Annotated in this window: 18 protein-coding genes; 13 read left to right on the top strand and 5 right to left on the bottom strand. The window is 56.0% G+C overall.

From position 1 onward, the window contains the following. Window positions 1-19: 19 nt before the first annotated feature. Window positions 20-1,165: a glycosyltransferase gene (locus AAC060_RS06230; protein WP_339824105.1), complete on the bottom strand. Its 1,146-nt coding sequence runs from the start codon at window positions 1,163-1,165 to the stop codon at window positions 20-22. A gap of 31 nt (window positions 1,166-1,196) precedes the next feature. Beyond that, complete coding sequence (locus tag AAC060_RS06225; RefSeq protein ID WP_339824103.1) at window positions 1,197-2,060, bottom strand: alpha/beta hydrolase; 864 nt, start codon at window positions 2,058-2,060, stop codon at window positions 1,197-1,199. A gap of 60 nt (window positions 2,061-2,120) precedes the next feature. Between AAC060_RS06225 and AAC060_RS06220 the strand changes: the two genes are divergently transcribed. The 7 genes from AAC060_RS06220 (at window position 2,121) to AAC060_RS06190 (ending at window position 9,083) form a co-directional block, all read left to right on the top strand. Next, window positions 2,121-3,521, top strand: a complete 1,401-nt coding sequence (locus AAC060_RS06220; protein WP_339824102.1) for a YdiU family protein — start codon at window positions 2,121-2,123, stop codon at window positions 3,519-3,521. A 136-nt stretch (window positions 3,522-3,657) separates the two neighbouring features. Next, entirely contained in the window at window positions 3,658-5,067 is a 1,410-nt protein-coding gene (astD, locus tag AAC060_RS06215) for a succinylglutamate-semialdehyde dehydrogenase (RefSeq protein ID WP_339824100.1), read from the top strand. 102 nt (window positions 5,068-5,169) lie between these two features. After that, window positions 5,170-5,961, top strand: a complete 792-nt coding sequence (gene cobA / locus AAC060_RS06210) for a uroporphyrinogen-III C-methyltransferase (protein WP_339824099.1) — start codon at window positions 5,170-5,172, stop codon at window positions 5,959-5,961. Next, window positions 5,958-6,254, top strand: a complete 297-nt coding sequence (locus AAC060_RS06205; protein WP_339824098.1) for a DUF2849 domain-containing protein — start codon at window positions 5,958-5,960, stop codon at window positions 6,252-6,254. Before cobA ends, AAC060_RS06205 begins: the two co-directional genes overlap by 4 nt. A 1-nt stretch (window position 6,255) precedes the next feature. Further along, window positions 6,256-7,890 (top strand): nitrite/sulfite reductase, encoded by a 1,635-nt coding sequence (locus AAC060_RS06200; RefSeq protein ID WP_339824097.1) that lies wholly within the window; start codon window positions 6,256-6,258, stop codon window positions 7,888-7,890. Further along, the gene (locus tag AAC060_RS06195; protein WP_339824095.1) at window positions 7,883-8,308 is read left to right on the top strand and encodes a DUF934 domain-containing protein; all 426 of its coding nucleotides are present in this window, start codon (window positions 7,883-7,885) and stop codon (window positions 8,306-8,308) included. Before AAC060_RS06200 ends, AAC060_RS06195 begins: the two co-directional genes overlap by 8 nt. Next, entirely contained in the window at window positions 8,301-9,083 is a 783-nt protein-coding gene (locus AAC060_RS06190; protein WP_339824094.1) for a phosphoadenylyl-sulfate reductase, read from the top strand. The genes AAC060_RS06195 and AAC060_RS06190 overlap by 8 nt, the downstream gene beginning before the upstream one ends. Window positions 9,084-9,126: 43 nt before the next feature. Here AAC060_RS06190 and AAC060_RS06185 read toward each other — a convergent pair whose 3' ends face one another. Both AAC060_RS06185 and AAC060_RS06180 read right to left on the bottom strand, forming a co-directional pair. After that, complete coding sequence (locus AAC060_RS06185; protein WP_339824093.1) at window positions 9,127-9,573, bottom strand: DUF3592 domain-containing protein; 447 nt, start codon at window positions 9,571-9,573, stop codon at window positions 9,127-9,129. A 76-nt stretch (window positions 9,574-9,649) separates the two neighbouring features. Continuing rightward, on the bottom strand, window positions 9,650-11,149 hold the full coding sequence (locus AAC060_RS06180; protein ID WP_339824091.1) for a replicative DNA helicase: 1,500 nt from the start codon (window positions 11,147-11,149) through the stop codon (window positions 9,650-9,652). A gap of 152 nt (window positions 11,150-11,301) precedes the next feature. Between AAC060_RS06180 and AAC060_RS06175 the strand changes: the two genes are divergently transcribed. The 5 genes from AAC060_RS06175 (at window position 11,302) to AAC060_RS06155 (ending at window position 15,195) form a co-directional block, all read left to right on the top strand. Beyond that, complete coding sequence (locus AAC060_RS06175) at window positions 11,302-11,784, top strand: UPF0262 family protein (protein ID WP_339824089.1); 483 nt, start codon at window positions 11,302-11,304, stop codon at window positions 11,782-11,784. Between the two features lie 32 nt (window positions 11,785-11,816). Next, complete coding sequence (locus tag AAC060_RS06170) at window positions 11,817-12,509, top strand: GH25 family lysozyme (RefSeq protein WP_339824087.1); 693 nt, start codon at window positions 11,817-11,819, stop codon at window positions 12,507-12,509. A 19-nt stretch (window positions 12,510-12,528) separates the two neighbouring features. Beyond that, entirely contained in the window at window positions 12,529-13,083 is a 555-nt protein-coding gene (gene dcd / locus AAC060_RS06165; RefSeq protein WP_335653044.1) for a dCTP deaminase, read from the top strand. A 54-nt stretch (window positions 13,084-13,137) separates the two neighbouring features. Continuing rightward, window positions 13,138-14,319, top strand: coding sequence for a saccharopine dehydrogenase NADP-binding domain-containing protein (locus tag AAC060_RS06160; RefSeq protein ID WP_339824084.1), 1,182 nt, complete (start codon window positions 13,138-13,140; stop codon window positions 14,317-14,319). Window positions 14,320-14,427: 108 nt separating this feature from the next. Further along, the gene (locus AAC060_RS06155; protein ID WP_339824082.1) at window positions 14,428-15,195 is read left to right on the top strand and encodes a metallophosphoesterase family protein; all 768 of its coding nucleotides are present in this window, start codon (window positions 14,428-14,430) and stop codon (window positions 15,193-15,195) included. 82 nt (window positions 15,196-15,277) lie between these two features. Here AAC060_RS06155 and AAC060_RS06150 read toward each other — a convergent pair whose 3' ends face one another. Then, window positions 15,278-15,985, bottom strand: a complete 708-nt coding sequence (locus AAC060_RS06150) for a response regulator transcription factor (protein WP_339824081.1) — start codon at window positions 15,983-15,985, stop codon at window positions 15,278-15,280. A gap of 364 nt (window positions 15,986-16,349) precedes the next feature. On the opposite strand from AAC060_RS06150, the gene arfB reads away from it, so the two are divergent. Next, window positions 16,350-16,748: an alternative ribosome rescue aminoacyl-tRNA hydrolase ArfB gene (arfB, locus tag AAC060_RS06145; protein ID WP_339824079.1), complete on the top strand. Its 399-nt coding sequence runs from the start codon at window positions 16,350-16,352 to the stop codon at window positions 16,746-16,748. Window positions 16,749-16,988 lie beyond the last annotated feature (240 nt).

Genomic DNA, 16,988 nt, shown 5'->3' with positions numbered 1-16,988 from the left:
ATCTCTGGTATGAATTGCGTTATTTAGCGGACCCGAAATCGGCGCGTCCCAGCGCATGGCCGTAAAGCAGGCCGTAGCGGGCCAGCATCTTGCTCTCATTATATTCAGCCTGCGCCTTAAGACGGTTCTGCATGCCGAGATCTTCCCGTAATTGCCGATGCTGAACCAACGTCGTCAGCGATTCCTGAAATTTTGATTCGTCAGCCAGCGGCTTGATAAAGCCCTGATTAGCCTGCGATACCATCGACTTTATATCACCGACGTCGGTTGCCGCAACCGGCAAACCGGCTCCCATTGCCTCAATCAGCGAAATAGGAAATTGCTCGCTGTCCGATGACAGGGCAAAAATGTCGAACAGACCGATATAACGCGCCGGATCGGCCATGAATCCCGGCATCAGCAACCGGTCACCGAGGCCGACACGCTGTGCTTCGGCCAATATCGTTGCTTTCTCCGGACCTTCGCCGACAATCACCAGCCGGACATTATCGCCCGCCACCGCACAAGCGCGCACCAGTCGCGGGAGATTTTTGATCGCCCGCAGTCCGGCCACCGTGCCGACAACGACCTCGCCGTCGCGCTTGATGAAACTGGGCAGCGCGCCGCGTTGCGGTTTCTTGTCGAAACGTTTTACGTCAATCCCGTTGGGAATCCGTTGAATTTTCTGCTCCGGCTGTTTCCAGACATCTCTGGCAATTGCCGCCAGCTGTTCAGACGGAACAATCAGCGCCCGCACATCACCCAGAGCAAATTTGCGGAACCAGTTTCTCTTCCAGTTCAGTTTTTTCTGCTCGTCCTCGTTAAACCCGTCTTCGTGATGGATCAGCGGTGGCAGGCCGCCGGCACGGGAGAATAAGGTTCGCGCCATCACCCCGTCCATCGAGCCCCAATTATAGGACAGGATCAGATCGAACTGGCGGAAATAGGTGACAAATTCGCGGTAACGTTTCAGCGAAGGCTTCCCCGCCAGTGATGGCGCGTCTTTGGGAAATTCGACCCTTATCCTGGCATCAATCGCGTCCCGCGCAGACAGGCTGTCGGGCTCTGCGGACAATATCACATGTTCTGCGGCAGATCCGAAATGGTTCATCAATCTGACGGCGCGCGCTTCCTTGCCGCCCAGATTGAACGTACTGTGGAGATGCAGGATCTTTGCTGGTTTCATGCGGATTTCATGCTCGGCTGTCTAAAATCGTTCAGTCAATGCGGTGGAGCAATTGGTGGATCGCGTCAAGCGAGGCGGGTTCCTCCAGCGTCGGAGCGTGGCCTACGCGCGGGATCGTGACCAGCTCGCCTTTGTCCAGTTTTTCGAGCATCTGGGCGGCGACCCGTTCGCTGAACAAGTCTGACAATTCTCCCCGCAGGATCAGGGTCGGAATGTCTTTCATATTCTCCAGAGCGTTCCACATGGCGCCGCTGCCACCGCCCTTGCTGTCGAACGGCTCGGCAATCTTCATGTCATAATCCAGCTTGATCCTGCCGGAACTGTTCATCCGGTAGACCTTCTTGGCGAATTCGATCCAGTCTTTCAGGGTGAAATCGGGGAAGATATCCCGGCTACTATCCGCCATATCGCGGGCCGCGTGGGCCCAGGTGTCGAAACTCCGCCCCTGCCCGACATGGTCGGCAATCCGGTCCAGACCTTTTTGATCGAGTTCGGGACCGATGTCGTTCAGCAAAGCGCCAGCCACGCGCGCCGGATACATCTTTGCCATGATCATCGTGACGATACCGCCGAGTGACGTTCCGAAGAACACCACTTTTTCTATCTTCTGCTCGTCCATCAACATGATGATATCCGAGATATACTGCTTCGGATTATAGGTGCTGCTGTCCTTGGCATATTCACTCAGGCCACGGCCCCGCAGATCGACCATGATGACCCGCCGCTGGCCATGAAGTTCCGTCCCGAGATGTCTGAAATCGCGAGCATTTCTGGTCAATCCGGGCACGCAGATAACGGGTGTCTTGCCGCTGTCCGAAGGATAGTCATAGGCGTGCAATTTCAGCCCGTCATCGGATTCCCAATAGATATCCTGATAAGATTTTTTTTCGGTCATGCTGCGATTGGCCTCGTGTTCCTGCTTGCTGCGCAACCGATTAGCCGCCACTGTCGAATAATGCCATATAAACCGCAACCAGAACCCGGCAAGACCGTCTATCAGCCCGATGTCCAGATCACCCGATTGGGGGACAAGATCGGTGATCCGGCGAAGCCCGCCGATTTCCCCGACCATATCTTGCGGTTCCGCAATGACCGCTGGGACCAGAGTGTCGGCCTTGACGGCCTGAGTGATGAAGCATGGCTATCCCATTTCGGACGGTTCGAACCGCTCGCGGACAATCTCGATCCGCCACTGGCGCTGCGCTATCATGGCCATCAGTTCCGCAACTATAATCCCGAAATCGGTGATGGCCGGGGCTTTCTGTTCGCGCAACTGCGGGATGACCGGCAACGGCTCATGGATCTGGGCACAAAGGGTTCCGGCACGACGCCGTGGAGCAGAACCGGCGATGGCCGACTCACTCTGAAAGGAGCAGTCCGCGAGATTCTCGCCACAGAAATGCTCGAAGCGCTCGGCGTCCATACGTCGAAGACTTTTGCCGTTGTCGAAACCGGCGAGCAATTGGCGCGCGGCGACGAACCCTCCCCTACCCGCTCTGCAGTCATGACCAGATTGAGCCACAGTCATATCCGGATCGGAACCTTCCAGCGCATCGCCTACGAGAAGAACGAGACTCTGATGCTGCAGCTGGTCGAATATTGCCTCAAACATTATTATGGCGGCGTGCAGACCGATGACCCGGCGACAGAGTTATTTGCGAAAGTCGCAGAGGAAGTCGCCAAGCTGGCCGGTGCCTATATGACCGCAGGTTTTGTCCATGGCGTCCTCAACACCGACAATATCAATATCACCGGTGAAAGCTTCGACTATGGCCCGTGGCGCTTCACGCCTTATTGGGAGCCCGGCTTTACCGCCGCCTATTTCGACCATGAGGGATTATATTGCTTTGCCCGGCAGCCGGAGGCCCTGCACTGGAACCTCGCCCAGCTGGCTAGCGCCCTGCGTCTGATTAGCGACAGCGAGCCACTGGTTGCGACACTGGAAGGATTTCCCAAAGCCTATGGCACCGCCTTCACCGAGCATTTCTGCTGGCGGCTGGGCATCGAGTCAGAGGGGTTTGAAAGCGACCGCGATCTGGTTGTTGCAGCCGAAAAGGGACTGGCGGAAAAAACCGTGCAGATTGATCGCTTTTTCTTCGATTGGGGCAAAACTGCAAATCTCGCCAGCCCGGATGACAATTCACCCGAATTTTCCGAATTTCGCGCTTTGATTGCCGGTCGTACACGGACGCGGAAACCGGTCAGTGGCTATTGGCAGAAACCGGAACCCTGTTCGATGCATATCGAAGAAGTCGAAGCGATCTGGACCGCTATCGCGGAAGACGATGACTGGACTATATTGTCCCAGAAAATAATTGATATCCGTGATATGGGCTCCGCCTTGCGCAATGGTTGAGAAGCTTTCCACCGACGAACAGCAAGGTAAACAGATTAACCATAAGAATTCTGCATTTTTTGGGCTATGATCTATGATGTTAGATGTCCATATATCCATTTTTTGAACAAGATATGCGTAGAGAACAGAGGTAGTTGTGAGTGACCTGATATCGATCGAACCGGCAACCGGGAAAACTTTGTGGACCGGTACAAGCGGAGACGCTGACGCAGCGGTTGCCAGAGCGCGCGAAGCATGGCCTGGGTGGGCGGCAACCGCTTTGGTCAAACGTATCGAAGCTGTCAGGCGCTATGCCAACCAGATCCGGAACAAAAGCGACGAGTTGGCCGAACTGATTTCCCGCGAAACCGGAAAGCCGATGTGGGAAGCGCGGACAGAGGTCGATTCCGTCGTCAAGAAAATCGACATTTCGGTGACTGCCTTTGCCGACCGGACACCGCAACGCCAGTTGCCGAGCCAGGCCAACACGCGCACAGCCTTGCGCCACAAGCCACATGGCGTTCTCGCCGTGCTCGGCCCGTATAATTTTCCAGCCCACTTGCCCAACGGGCATATCGTCCCCGCACTGATCGCCGGCAATACCATCGTGTTCAAACCATCGGAGAAGACGCCTGCGGTTGGCCAATATCTGGTCGATGCATTTGCCAAGGCAGGGCTACCCGCCGGCGTTATCAATATTTTGCACGGCGGCCCCGAAACCGGCAAGCAATTGACCGCCAATGACGGGCTGGACGGCGTCCTGTTCACCGGATCAGCCCAGACCGGTATCGCCCTGAATCGCCAGTTTGCCTCTCGACCGGACAAGATACTGGCTCTGGAGATGGGCGGGAACAATCCGATCATCGCCTGGGACACCGACGACATCCACAGCGCAGCGGTGCTGATCGTTCAATCGGCCTTTTTGACCGCAGGCCAGCGCTGCTCCGCTGCTAGCCGGCTGATCGTCAAGGATACGATCTCTGATGCTATCATCCGGGAAGTGAAGCGGATCGCCGACCGTCTGATCATCGACGAACCTTTTGCCAGCCCTGCCCCCTTCATGGGGCCGGTGATCGATAACGAGACCGCTGACGGGCTCACCGAAAGCTTCCTTGCGCTAATGAGCCACGGTGGCAAGCCGATCAAGCATATGGCGAGGCCGATAGACGGCCGTCCATTCCTCACTCCCGGTATCATCGATGTGACAGATCTTCCCGAACGCCCGGATATAGAATTGTTCGGACCGATCCTGCAGGTCGTCCGCGTCGGTGATTTCGCCGAAGCCATCGCCGAGGCCAATAACACCCGCTATGGCCTGTCCTCAGCTCTGATCGGCGGGACAGCCCAGCAATATGACCAATATTGGTCCAACAGCCGCGCCGGTATCGTCAACTGGAACAAGATGACGGTTGGCGCATCGTCCGAGGCTCCCTTTGGCGGCATCGGATTGTCGGGCAACCATCGTCCCAGCGCTTATTATGCGGCCGATTATTGCGCCTATCCGGTTGTTTCGCTGGAAGCAGAGCAACTCAAGGCATCAATCGGCATCGGGCTGAAAGACGAATAGGCTGAGGACGGCCCCGTACCCGCAACCCTGAAATAGCTAAGCTTAGGCAACCCCAAAAACTTCTGTTTTGAACAAATGGTTCGATGCGGGCATATCAGCCTCATGGAAAACAGTTCAAACAAGACAGCCCAGACGGGCACAGTCTATCTAGTCGGCGCCGGCCCCGGGGACCCCGACCTATTGACGTTGAAAGCGGCAAAACTGCTGCAACGCGCCGATGTCATCGTCCACGACGGTCTGGTCAGTCGCGAAATTCTGGATATGGCGTCGCCTTCCGCACGCCTCATTTCGGTGGCCAAGAAGCGCTCGCTACACAGCGTTTCGCAGGACCAGATCAACGATATTCTGATAAGCGAAGCGGCCAAGGGCCACGTCGTTGTCCGCCTCAAGGGCGGCGACCCGTTCATTTTCGGACGTGGCGGCGAAGAAGCCGACGATTGCATTGCCGCGGGCGTGGCCGTGGAAGTCGTGCCTGGCATCAGCGCCGCGCTCGGCTGTGCTGCTCAAGCCCGCATGCCTCTGACCCATCGCGATGCCTCCAGCGCGGTTTCCTTTGTCGCAGGTCAATGCAAAGGCCTTTCCGACCAGGACTGGTCAGGCCTCGCCGGAAAAGGCCGCACTTTGGTCATCTATATGGGCGTTGCCAACGCCGAAGCGATTGTTGAAAAACTGATCGCCGACGGCGCAGCACCCGACCTTCCCGTCGCTGTGCTGGAAAACGGCACCCGCAATAATTTTCGCGCGCTCCGGACATTGCTGACCGATTTGGGCGACCTTGTCCGCCGCGAAGATATTCAAAGTCCCGCATTGCTGGTCGTCGGGGAAGTGGCGAGATACGGCGATGCCGAGGACAAGTTTCGGGAATTTGCACAATTGGCGGGAGTTGAATTTTGAAAATACTGACCGGAAATGACCTTAAGACGGGTGACGTTATCTGGTGGACTGGCCTCGACTGGTCGCGCTTTGTCAAAGACGCCACCGATGTTGGCGATAAGGGCGAAGCCATTCTCCACCGGGAAGAAGCCGCTCGCCGGGTGAACTCGCCTTATATTATCTCCGCCGAACAGACAGATGACGGCCCGCGCCCGGGTCATATCAAGGACCGGGTCCGCGCACTCGGACCGACCGTTCGTCCCGACCTGACATTAAAGCCGGCCGATCCCGACGCCGGCGAATGGGTAATCTGACATGTATCAATATGACCAATATGACCAGAAAATGGTCGACACGCGAGTCGAGGAATTCCGCGACCAGGTGAAGCGTCGCCTCGCCGGTGATTTGACTGAAGACCAGTTCAAGCCGCTCCGGCTGATGAACGGCCTCTATCTGCAACTCCATGCCTATATGCTGCGCGTGGCGGTTCCCTATGGGACGCTGAGCAGCAAGCAGATGCGGATGCTCGGCCATATCGCGCGCAAATATGACCGCGACTATGGCCATTTCACCACGCGGCAAAATATCCAGTATAACTGGATCAAGCTGGAAGACGCGCCCGACATCCTCGCTGATCTGGCATCGGTCGAAATGCACGCGATCCAGACCAGTGGCAATTGCATCCGCAATATCTCTTCCGACCAGTTCGCCGGTGCGACTGCCGACGAGATCGCCGACCCGCGTCCCTGGGCAGAATTATTGCGCCAATGGTCAAGTTTTCACCCCGAATTTTCCTATCTGCCGCGCAAGTTCAAATTTGCCGTGATTGCCAGCGACACCGATCGCGCAGCGATGCGGCTGCATGATATCGGTATCCAGCTGGTGCACAATGATGCGGGCGAACTGGGCGCGAAATTCTTCGTCGGCGGCGGCATGGGCCGGACCCCGATGGTCGCTCCGGAAATCCGCGCCTTCGTCCCTGCGGACGAGCTGATCAGCTATGCTGAGGCCTGCCTGCGGGTCTACAACCGCTACGGCCGGCGCGACAATAAATATAAAGCGCGGATCAAAATCCTCGTGCACGAACTCGGCAAGGAAGAATATACCCGCCAGGTCGAGGAAGAATTCGCCCATATGAAGACCCTGGGCCTCAACCCTCCGGTTGAGGAACTCGCGCGGATCACGCAATATTTTCAAGACCCGCCCTATGACAAACAGGCGAGCGATAATCTCGACCTGTCTGATCCCGACTTCGCGCTCTGGGCGGATCAAAACATCTCCGCGCATAAGCAACCCGGCTATGCGATTGCGACGATCAGCCTGAAACCGCGCGGCGGCATCCCCGGGGATGCATCTTCGGCACAGATTGACCTGATGGCCGATCTGGCCGAGCAGTATAGTTTTGATGAATTGCGTGTGACGCACAGTCAGAATATTGTCCTCCCTTATGTCAAGAAGAGCGACCTTTACGCTCTCTGGCAGAAGCTGGACGACGCAGGACTGGCTCCGGCCAATCTCGACCTCATCACCGACAGCATTGCCTGCCCGGGTCTGGATTATTGCAGCCTTGCCAACGCTCGCTCCATTCCACTCGCTCAGAAAATCAGCGAACGTTTTGCTGACCTCGGACGCCAACGGGAACTGGGCGAACTGAAGCTCAAGATCTCCGGTTGCATCAACGCCTGCGGTCACCACCACGCCGGCCATATCGGCATCCTGGGTGTCGATCGAAAGGGTACGGAAAATTACCAACTGTTGCTCGGTGGTTCGGGTGCGGAAGATGCAAGCCTGGCGAAAATTACCGGCCCCGGCTTTACTGAAGACGGTGTAATTGACGCGATTGAAACGGTAACCGATCTCTATCTCGAAACTCGCGAGGATGGAGAGCGATTTATCGATACTTACCGCCGTGTCGGGATGGCGCGGTTCAAGGAGGCTATTTATGGTTGAAGCAATCCGTTTGCGCGATGACGAAGTCCATGAAGAGCCAGCGGTTTCGCTCGACTCCTTTCTAGATCAGTCGAACGCGACTGCTGTCCGCATCGAAGCGGGAGAAGATGCGCGGCTCTTGCTGCCCTTTCTCGACCGCCTTTCGCTGATCGAAGTCGATTTCCCTACCTTTGGAGATGGTCGCGGCTATTCCGCTGCGCAGATACTTCGCGAGTCAGGCTATACCGGAGAATTGCGCGCCAGCGGAGACGTGCTGCTCGATCAGATCTCGCATATGCGGAGATGCGGCTTCGATGCCTTTGCTCCAAATTCACCGATCAACCCTACGCTGATGGACGAAGTCTTCAAACGCTTTGAACATGTCTATCAGGCAACGTCAGATCAGCGCGCACCAATCTGGAAATTGCGTCATGGCTGAACCAGCACGCAGAATCGACACGATCGATGTTCGCCCGGATTTCACCCAGGCCGATGCGGATGCGCTGAACCAGCGTTTTGCAGGTATCGGTACGTCTGAAATGCTCAAGACATTATTCGAGGAAAGCCAGCTCGGCGAAGTCGCTGTGGTGTCATCCTTCGGCACCGAGAGCGCCGTCCTGCTCCATCTGATCGCGGCCGTTGATCCGACCATTCCGGTGACCTTCGTCGATACGTTAAAAATGTTTCCGGAAACTCTGGAATATCGGGACATTTTGGTCCGGACGCTCGGTATCAAAAACAGCTATGTTGTCGAGCCCGATGCCGCTGTTCTGGCCGAGAAAGACGACAACGGTCTGCGCTGGTCCTATGACCCCGACGGCTGCTGCGAGATCCGCAAGGTCGAGCCTTTGGCCCGTGCCAAAGCCGGTCTCAACAGCTGGATTTCGGGCCGCAAGGCGTTCCAGTCGGTGACCCGCAACAATATCCCGCGCTTCGAAATTGACGATGGCCGTTTGAAAATCAATCCGCTCGGCGACTGGATCAAGGACGATCTCGAAACCTATTTCGAAGAGCATGATCTGCCGCGCCATCCGCTTGAGGCTGAAGGCTATCTATCGGTCGGCTGCGCGCCCTGCACCTCGAAAGTGAAGCCGGGTGAAGACCCCCGCGCCGGTCGCTGGAGAGGCTGGGACAAGTCCGAATGCGGCATTCACGAAGATGTGACGCCATTGCCGGAAGCCGATGATAGCGGCGCCAACGATCCGATATTCTAAAATCGGCCTAGCGGGCGGCCCGCCTGCAACACAGGCTCATTCGTCAGATTTTCGGAACATCGCGCTTGGTTAAAAACAGCGCGCATATAAAAAAGACCAGGCTGAAAAAAGTGATCGAGCCAGCAAGAAGCCAATCCCGCCAGGCGCCATATTCAAGGCGAACCTGTACCCTGTTTCCGTTGACAGAATAGCGGACCGGAACCCGGTCGCCAATTTTGGCTATCGGTGGCTGAAGGCCCTGCGTCGTTTCCATCTCATATTCCATGCCATGATCGGTAACGAAACGGACAGTGGGATAATGAGTGACAAAGTCTCGGGAAGGACCGTCCGAGCTTGATGTGCTATTTTGCTCTGCGCGTAACGATATGATCTCGGCGGTCCCTGCTGCACTATTGTTGCGAAATTGCCAAGTATCGACGCCGATAAAGAGACCAACGAACAGGAAAAGCGAAATAACCGGCAATATGGTGATACGCATCCAGATTTCCATGGCCGTATCCCCCCTTCCCTTGCCCGGCTTCGATCAGTCCGGTCGCCGCCACCGGAGCTAAAGAAAAAACCTCGGTCTAATATTCGTCGGGCATATCCTCTTGCGCCAGATCACCAAATTTCGTGAATTCGGCGATAAAGCTAAGATTGATATTGCCGGTCGAACCCTGACGGTTTTTCGCGACGATCACGGTCGCCTTGTTGACCTTGCTCTGGTGATCCGCCTCCCATGCGGAATATTTGGCGATCTGTTCCGGCGTCGAATTGCCATCCGGTTGGTCCGGCCTGATCGCGAGATGATAATATTCATCGCGGAAAATGAACATCACGATATCCGCGTCCTGCTCGATCGAACCGGATTCGCGCAGATCGGACAGCTGTGGCCGCTTGTCTTCACGACTTTCGACCTGCCGGCTCAATTGCGACAGCGCGATCACCGGCACTTGCAATTCTTTCGCCAGCGTTTTCAGTCCACGACTGATCTCCGAAATTTCGTTGACCCGGTTATCATTGGCGCGACCAGAGCCCTGCAGCAGCTGGAGATAATCGACCACGATCAGCCCGATACCCTGCCGCCGCTGCAATCGCCGCGCACGGGTTCGCAGCGCCGCAATGGTCAGCGCCGGCGTGTCGTCGATGAACAGTGGCAAGTCCTGCAATTCCCGCGAAGCCAGCGCAAGCCGGTGCATGTCGTCGCGGCTGATCGCGCCCATCCGCAGTTTTTCCGAACTGATCTCAGCCTGTTCGGACAGGATTCTGGTGGCCAACTGATCGGCTGACATTTCCAGACTGAAAAACACTGTTTTCGCGCCGAGCGAATCTTCCGGCTCGATCCCGTCTTCCATATCGCGAAGATAACGGTGCGCCGCATTGAACGCGATATTGGTGGCGAGCGAGGTCTTGCCCATGCCCGGACGACCCGCCAATATGAGCAGATCGCTTCGGTGCAGGCCGCCCATTTTAGCGTTCACGTCGCTCAAGCCAGTAGTAATACCTGAAACTTTGCCACCGCTGTTAAAGGCTCGCTCGACATTGGTCAGCGCTTCGGTCGACGCCTGCAGGAACGAGCGAACGCCGCCTTCCTGTGCCTCGCCTTCGGAAACGCGATAGAGCGCGGTTTCCGCTTCCTCTATCTGTTCTTTCGGGTCGACGGTCTCGCTGGTATCGAGCGCGCTTTCGACCAATGTCCGTCCGACGCTTACCAGTTCGCGGAGCAATGCCAGATCATAAATCTGGTTGGCAAAATCGCGGGCACCGATCAAGCCGGCGCCATCGCCGGTCAGTTTCGCCAGATAGGATGGTCCGCCCAGTGCCCGCATTGCTTCGTCCGACTCGAAATAGGGCTTCAGGGTTACCGGAGTGGCGACCATATTCTTGTCGAGCAGCTTCAGCGCCTGTTCGTAGATCCGGCCATGCAGCGGCTCGTAAAAATGTTCCGGACGCAGCCGGATTTGCACATCTTCCGCGACCCTGTTGTCGATCAGCAGCGCGCCGAGAAACGTCGCCTCTGCCTCGACGTTGCGCGGCAGGCGCTGTTCTTCATGTTCATCATTTTGGAAACGCATCAATTCGGCCATGGCTCTTCATTGACGCTGAATCGATTCAGGGCAAGAGGGCCCGCGAAAAATCTCGTAAAGTTCGGGGGACAGACCTGTGGAAAAACATTCTACTGTCATGCTGCACTGCAAAAACCCTTGTCCTGAGACCGGCGCTGCGGCAACAGGGCGCAATGTCCGATCCGCGCATCATATCCGTCGAACTCGACGAAGCCACAATCTTGTGGCGCAACGCCGATATCGAACAGGAACGACGGATCGCGATTTTCGATCTGATCGAGGAAAATTATTTCAAGCCGCTCAAACCGCATGACGATGGTTATGCAGGGCCCTATCAGCTCCAGCTGAGTGTCCAGGAGGGCCGGCTGGTCATATCCATCGGCCGCGAGAATGGCGAGCCGCTGGAGACGCTGATCCTTGCGCTCGGCCGGTTCCGGCGACCGATCCGCGATTATTTTGCCATTTGCGACAGCTATTATCAGGCGATCCGCAAAGCCAGCGCTGCCGAGATCGAAACCATCGACATGGCGCGGCGCGGGGTCCATGATCAGGGAGCCGAATTACTGGTCGAACGTCTCGAGGGCAAGATCGAGGTAGACTTCAAAACCGCGCGCAGACTCTTCACATTAATCTGCGTATTGCATATCAAGAATTGAGTGGATCTTCCGCTGCGTATCAGGGAGCCAGGGTGGCCAGTCGAGACATTAGAAAAAATATAATCGGCCTCGCCGCGATCGCGGTGGCGTTGCTGGTTATCGCCTTCATATTGCGTAATATTGCCGTCAGCTGGGCGCCTTCACGGGACCAATATCCGGTGCAGGGCATTTCCGTTGATGCCAGCAATGGTGATATCGTTTGGCATGTCGCCGGTGCGACGGGCGTCGACTTTGCCTATATCCAGGCCACCGACGGCTCGACCAAGCGGGACCCTAAATTCGCTGCCAATATCAAGGGTGCCCGGGAATCCGGAATCCGCTATGGCGCGCTCCACAATTATTCGCTCTGTCGTCTGGCGACGGATCAGGCGACGATGTTCGTCACCACTGTTCCGCGCGGCGACAATATGCTGCCGCCCGCTGTGCGTCTGGCCTTCGACAATGGCTGCGGCGACCGCCCTGGCCGCGCACTGGTGCTCAGCGAGCTAAATATGTTCCTCAACCAGATCGAGGCCCATAGCGAGAAGCCGGCCATCCTCGCCGTATCGCGCGAGTTCGAGGAAATGTACAATATCAGCAGCGGCATCGACCGGACCTTCTGGCTCGAAGCCAATTTTTTCCCGCCCGACTATGCCACCAAACCCTGGGTGATGTGGCGGGCTTCCGATATGCGCCGGATCAGCGGGGTTGACGGCCCGATAAACTGGAACGTAGTGCGACCATGACCACCAACAGGAAACTGATATGAGCATATTATCCGACCGCTGGATCCGCAATGAAGCGAAACATTCCGGCATGATCGAACCCTTTGTGGAAGCGCAGAAGCGGGAGGGATGCATCAGCTACGGCCTGTCCTCTTATGGCTATGACGCTCGGGTATCGGACGAATTCAAGATTTTCACCAATGTGAACAACGCCGTTGTCGATCCCAAGAATTTCGCCGAGGACAGTTTCGTCGATCGCAAGACCGATTGCTGCATCATCCCGCCGAACAGTTTCGCACTGGCCCGGACGGTCGAATATTTCCGGATACCGCGTGACGTGCTGGTCATCTGCCTTGGCAAGTCGACCTATGCCCGTTGCGGGATCATCGTCAACGTCACGCCGCTGGAGCCGGAATGGGAGGGCCATGTCACCCTGGAATTCTCCAACACCAGCCCCCTGCCCGCAAAAATATACGCCAACGAGGGCGCTTGCCAGTTCCTGTTCCTCAAAGGCAATGAACCGTGCGAGACCAGCTATGCCGACCGTTCGGGTAAATATATGCGGCAAAAAGGTGTGACTCTGGCCAAACTCTAAGCCATAGGCAGGGGGATTAACCCACCGATTAAACAATCTGCAGGAGCGCTCGCTATGTCCGATACACGCGAATTTGATGTCATCATCTATGGTTCAACCGGTTATACGGGCCGTCTTGTCGCCGAATATATGGCGCAGCAATATGGCGTCGGCAAGGACGCGCCGAAATGGGCGATGGCGGGTCGCAGCATCGAAAAACTTGAAGAAGTTCGCGACCTGATCGCGGCACCAAAAGACACGCCACTGGTTGTCGCCGATTCCGATGACGCCGCGTCGATCGACATGATGGCAAGCCGGACCAAAGTCGTGCTGACCACAGTCGGTCCCTATCAATTATATGGCGACGAACTGGTTGCCGCCTGCGTCAAGAATGGCACCCATTATGTCGACCTGTGCGGCGAGCCCGGATGGATGCGCGCGATGATCGACAAACATCAGGAAGCGGCTGAGAAATCGGGCGCACAGATTTGTTTTTCCTGCGGATTTGACTCTATCCCTTTCGATCTCGGCGTATTGATGCTGCAGCAGGAAATGACCAAGCGATTTGCCAAGCCGGCAACGCGGGTCAAGGGACGGGTTCGCGCCATGGAAGGCACATTTTCTGGCGGAACCGCCGCCAGCCTGAAAGAAACGATGAAGGCGATCGCCAAAAATCCGAGCCTCGTCAAAATCCTTGCGAGCAGCTTTGGCCTGACGCCCGGTTTCGAAGGAGCGGACCAGCCCAATATGCTGCTTCCAAAATATGACAAGACGATCGACAGCTGGGTCGCACCGTTCGTCATGGCGCCTATCAACACGAAAAATGTCCACCGGACCAATTTCCTGCTCGACTTCCCCTTCGGCGAAGATTTCAAATATGATGAAATGGTCGTCACCAGCCCGGGTGATCTCGGCAAGCAGGCCGCTGAAATGGTGGCAAAAGCCAATCCCTTTGGCGGTGACGATGCTCCCAAGCCCGGCGAAGGCCCGACCAAGGAACAGCGCGAAAACGGCTATTATGACCTGTTGTTCCTCGGAGAAACCGCAGATGGCGAAACCGCCACTTTATGCGTCAAGGGCGACAAGGACCCCGGCTATGGCTCGACCTCCAAGATGATCGCCGAATCCGCTCTCTGCCTGGCTCAGGACAATATCAAAAAGGGCGGCGGCGTCTGGACCCCGGGCGCGCTGATGGGCAAGAAGCTGGTGCAACGGCTGGAAGAGAAGGCAGGCCTCACCTTCACGGTCGAAAGCTGACGATAATCAGCGACCATTCAGGTTGCTTCGTCCAATAGCATCGCCACATATAAAAATATCGCCTTCGACCCTTGAAACCCGGTTTCTCAGGACAAATTTGCTAGCATCATGCTGAAACGTCTTTTACGAAAAAAGAAGCCATCCCGGCCGATCGACAGCGCGACCGTCCCGGAGGGGCGTCGGGTCTATGCTATAGGCGACGTTCATGGCCGCAACGACCTGCTAAAGAAGCTGCTCGACAAGATCATCAAGGACGATGGCGAGCGGGATAGTGCCGAGAGCGAGATTATATTCCTCGGTGATCTGGTTGACCGGGGTCCGGATAGCGCCGGTGTCATCGATACCGCGATGCAGACTAAAGAAATATTCGGTAATGTCCGCTACCTGATGGGCAATCACGAAGAAGTCTATCTGGCGGCGGCGGCCGGTAACGAAAAATCCGTCCGCTTCTTCAACCGGATCGGTGGCCGCGAGACGATCTTGAGCTACGAAATCACCATGAAGGAATATATGGAGCTGGATATGACGCAATTGGCACAGCGCATTCCGGAACTATTCCCGCAGGAACATATCGATTTCATTGCCGGCTTCGAGGATCAGATCACCGTCGGTGACTATGCCTTTGTCCATGCCGGAATCCGTCCCGGCGTGCCGCTATCGGAACAGCGTCCAAAAGACCTCCGCTGGATCCGCGAAGAGTTTCTTTCGGCTCAGGAAGCGCATGAAAAAGTCATCGTCTACGGCCATACGATCAACGATGACGTTGTAGAGACCGGAACCCGGATAGGCATCGACACCGGTGCCTATTATTCCGAAAAGCTGACGGCGCTGGCGCTGCAAGGGCCGGAACGCTGGTATCTCGATACGGCGGCATAAAAAAATCGGCAGAACCAGTCAGGTTCCGCCGATTATGGGTCCGGCCATCAGACCAGTTTTTGGGTAGTGAGTGCTTTGTAATTCAGGCGACTTGAGCGGTTGGAGCGGTTTCCTCGTCCATATCCCTAAGGACATAGCCGCGGCCCCAGACCGTTTCGATATAATTTTCACCGCCGCAAGCCAGCGACAGTTTCTTGCGCAGCTTGCAGATAAACACGTCGATAATCTTGAGCTCCGGCTCGTCCATCCCGCCATAGAGATGGTTGAGGAACATTTCCTTGGTGAGCGTCGTTCCCTTTCGGAGGGAGAGCAGCTCGAGCATCGCATATTCCTTGCCGGTCAGATGGACACGATTGCCATCGACTTCGACCGTCTTGGCATCCAGGTTCACGGCCAGCTTGCCGGTCCGGATGACGCTCTGCGAATGGCCTTTAGAACGGCGCACAACCGCATGGATGCGGGCAACCAGTTCGTCCCGGTGGAACGGTTTGGTGACATAATCGTCGGCGCCGAAACCAAAGCTGCGGACCTTGCTGTCCATTTCGCTGATACCGGAAAGGATGAGAACGGGCGTTTGCACTTTCGCAACGCGCAGCTTCTTGAGCACATCATAACCATGCATGTCCGGCAGGTTAAGATCGAGCAATATGATATCATAATCATAAAGCTTGCCGAGATCGAGGCCCTCTTCGCCCAGGTCCGTGGTATAAACGTTGAAACCTTCGGTCGTCAGCATCAGCTCAATCGCTTTTGCAGTCGTTGGTTCGTCTTCAATCAGCAGCACGCGCATCAGGCAGCCCCTTTTTTAATTTACTCGCTCCAGATCGACCAGTGTGCCGACCCGATGGATCATTTATTAACCATAAGATCAATGAACGTAAAAGGTTAATTTTTCCCTAAGGCAGGATTCAACAGGAGTCGCGAGGAGTCATATGACTCTGGAACCCGCAGAAACGAGTCGTTTACGGACTCTCGGCATCCCTCAAAAAAAAATTAACTTTTTGCCGGTTTTGATCCGAAATGATGCGGTTTTTCCAGAAATGGACCAGATTTCGTTATGAAATGGGTAATATAAGAAGCGATTTTGACGACAAATGACGAACTTCGTTAACAAGCCCTGTTGCACGGCGGTTCATGGCGCTAGGAACGAGAACATGGTTGATATTCCCGAAAGCGCGATCACCGAGACGTTTCTGGCGGCCAGTGGACCGGGCGGCCAGAATGTTAACAAGGTGGCCACTGCGGTGCAGATGCGGGTGAATGTCTACGCACTGCGACTGGAGCCTTATGCTTTCCGAAAGTTGAAGGTCCTGGCCGGGCGCAAAATGACCATTGGTGGTGAACTGGTGTTCACGGTGCGCGAATATCGCACCCGCGAGGCCAATCGGGCCGAAGCGCGCCGGCGGTTGGCGGAGATGATCGAAGATGCCTATCAGCGCGATGCCCGCCGGATCAAAACACGGCCGAGCAGAGCGGCCAAGGCCCGGCGGGTCGACAGCAAGAAGAAGAAAGCTTCGGTCAAGAAGACGCGCGGGAAGCCGGGGCTGGACTGAACGGTCTGGCTCGCCCGCCCCAAGAGTTTTGGCCAACATATATCGGGCTATGATGAACGCATATATATCACATAGAAAATCCCGAACGTTGATGCAGCGCTTGCAAGGATCGCCATTGCATCCCATCTAATTACCGGCAGACCAAAGCGCTCGTCGACAATATCATGGGCTGGTTCGCAAAATATGATCCGGTGAAAAAACCGGAAACCGAAGACTAGCCTGAAAGGCGGGACGTATAAT

Origin of the sequence: uncultured Parasphingorhabdus sp., from assembly GCF_963975555.1 — a bacterium.
Taxonomy (GTDB): Bacteria; Pseudomonadota; Alphaproteobacteria; order Sphingomonadales; family Sphingomonadaceae; genus Parasphingorhabdus.
The sequence above is the reverse complement of the archived record's forward strand: the minus strand, read 5'-3'. Positions and strand labels throughout refer to the sequence as shown.

Coding starts and splice junctions, on each gene's coding strand:
- AAC060_RS06230 (WP_339824105.1), bottom strand. CDS start 1,165: ATGAAACCAGCAAAGATCCTGCATCTCCACAGTACGTTCAATCTGGGC.
- AAC060_RS06190 (WP_339824094.1), top strand. CDS start 8,301: ATGGCTGAACCAGCACGCAGAATCGACACGATCGATGTTCGCCCGGAT.
- AAC060_RS06175 (WP_339824089.1), top strand. CDS start 11,302: ATGTCCGATCCGCGCATCATATCCGTCGAACTCGACGAAGCCACAATC.
- AAC060_RS06150 (WP_339824081.1), bottom strand. CDS start 15,985: ATGCGCGTGCTGCTGATTGAAGACGAACCAACGACTGCAAAAGCGATT.
- AAC060_RS06185 (WP_339824093.1), bottom strand. CDS start 9,573: ATGGAAATCTGGATGCGTATCACCATATTGCCGGTTATTTCGCTTTTC.
- AAC060_RS06195 (WP_339824095.1), top strand. CDS start 7,883: ATGGTTGAAGCAATCCGTTTGCGCGATGACGAAGTCCATGAAGAGCCA.
- AAC060_RS06225 (WP_339824103.1), bottom strand. CDS start 2,060: ATGACCGAAAAAAAATCTTATCAGGATATCTATTGGGAATCCGATGAC.
- AAC060_RS06220 (WP_339824102.1), top strand. CDS start 2,121: ATGCCATATAAACCGCAACCAGAACCCGGCAAGACCGTCTATCAGCCC.
- AAC060_RS06160 (WP_339824084.1), top strand. CDS start 13,138: ATGTCCGATACACGCGAATTTGATGTCATCATCTATGGTTCAACCGGT.
- dcd (WP_335653044.1), top strand. CDS start 12,529: ATGAGCATATTATCCGACCGCTGGATCCGCAATGAAGCGAAACATTCC.
- cobA (WP_339824099.1), top strand. CDS start 5,170: ATGGAAAACAGTTCAAACAAGACAGCCCAGACGGGCACAGTCTATCTA.
- arfB (WP_339824079.1), top strand. CDS start 16,350: ATGGTTGATATTCCCGAAAGCGCGATCACCGAGACGTTTCTGGCGGCC.
- AAC060_RS06200 (WP_339824097.1), top strand. CDS start 6,256: ATGTATCAATATGACCAATATGACCAGAAAATGGTCGACACGCGAGTC.
- AAC060_RS06155 (WP_339824082.1), top strand. CDS start 14,428: ATGCTGAAACGTCTTTTACGAAAAAAGAAGCCATCCCGGCCGATCGAC.
- AAC060_RS06180 (WP_339824091.1), bottom strand. CDS start 11,149: ATGGCCGAATTGATGCGTTTCCAAAATGATGAACATGAAGAACAGCGC.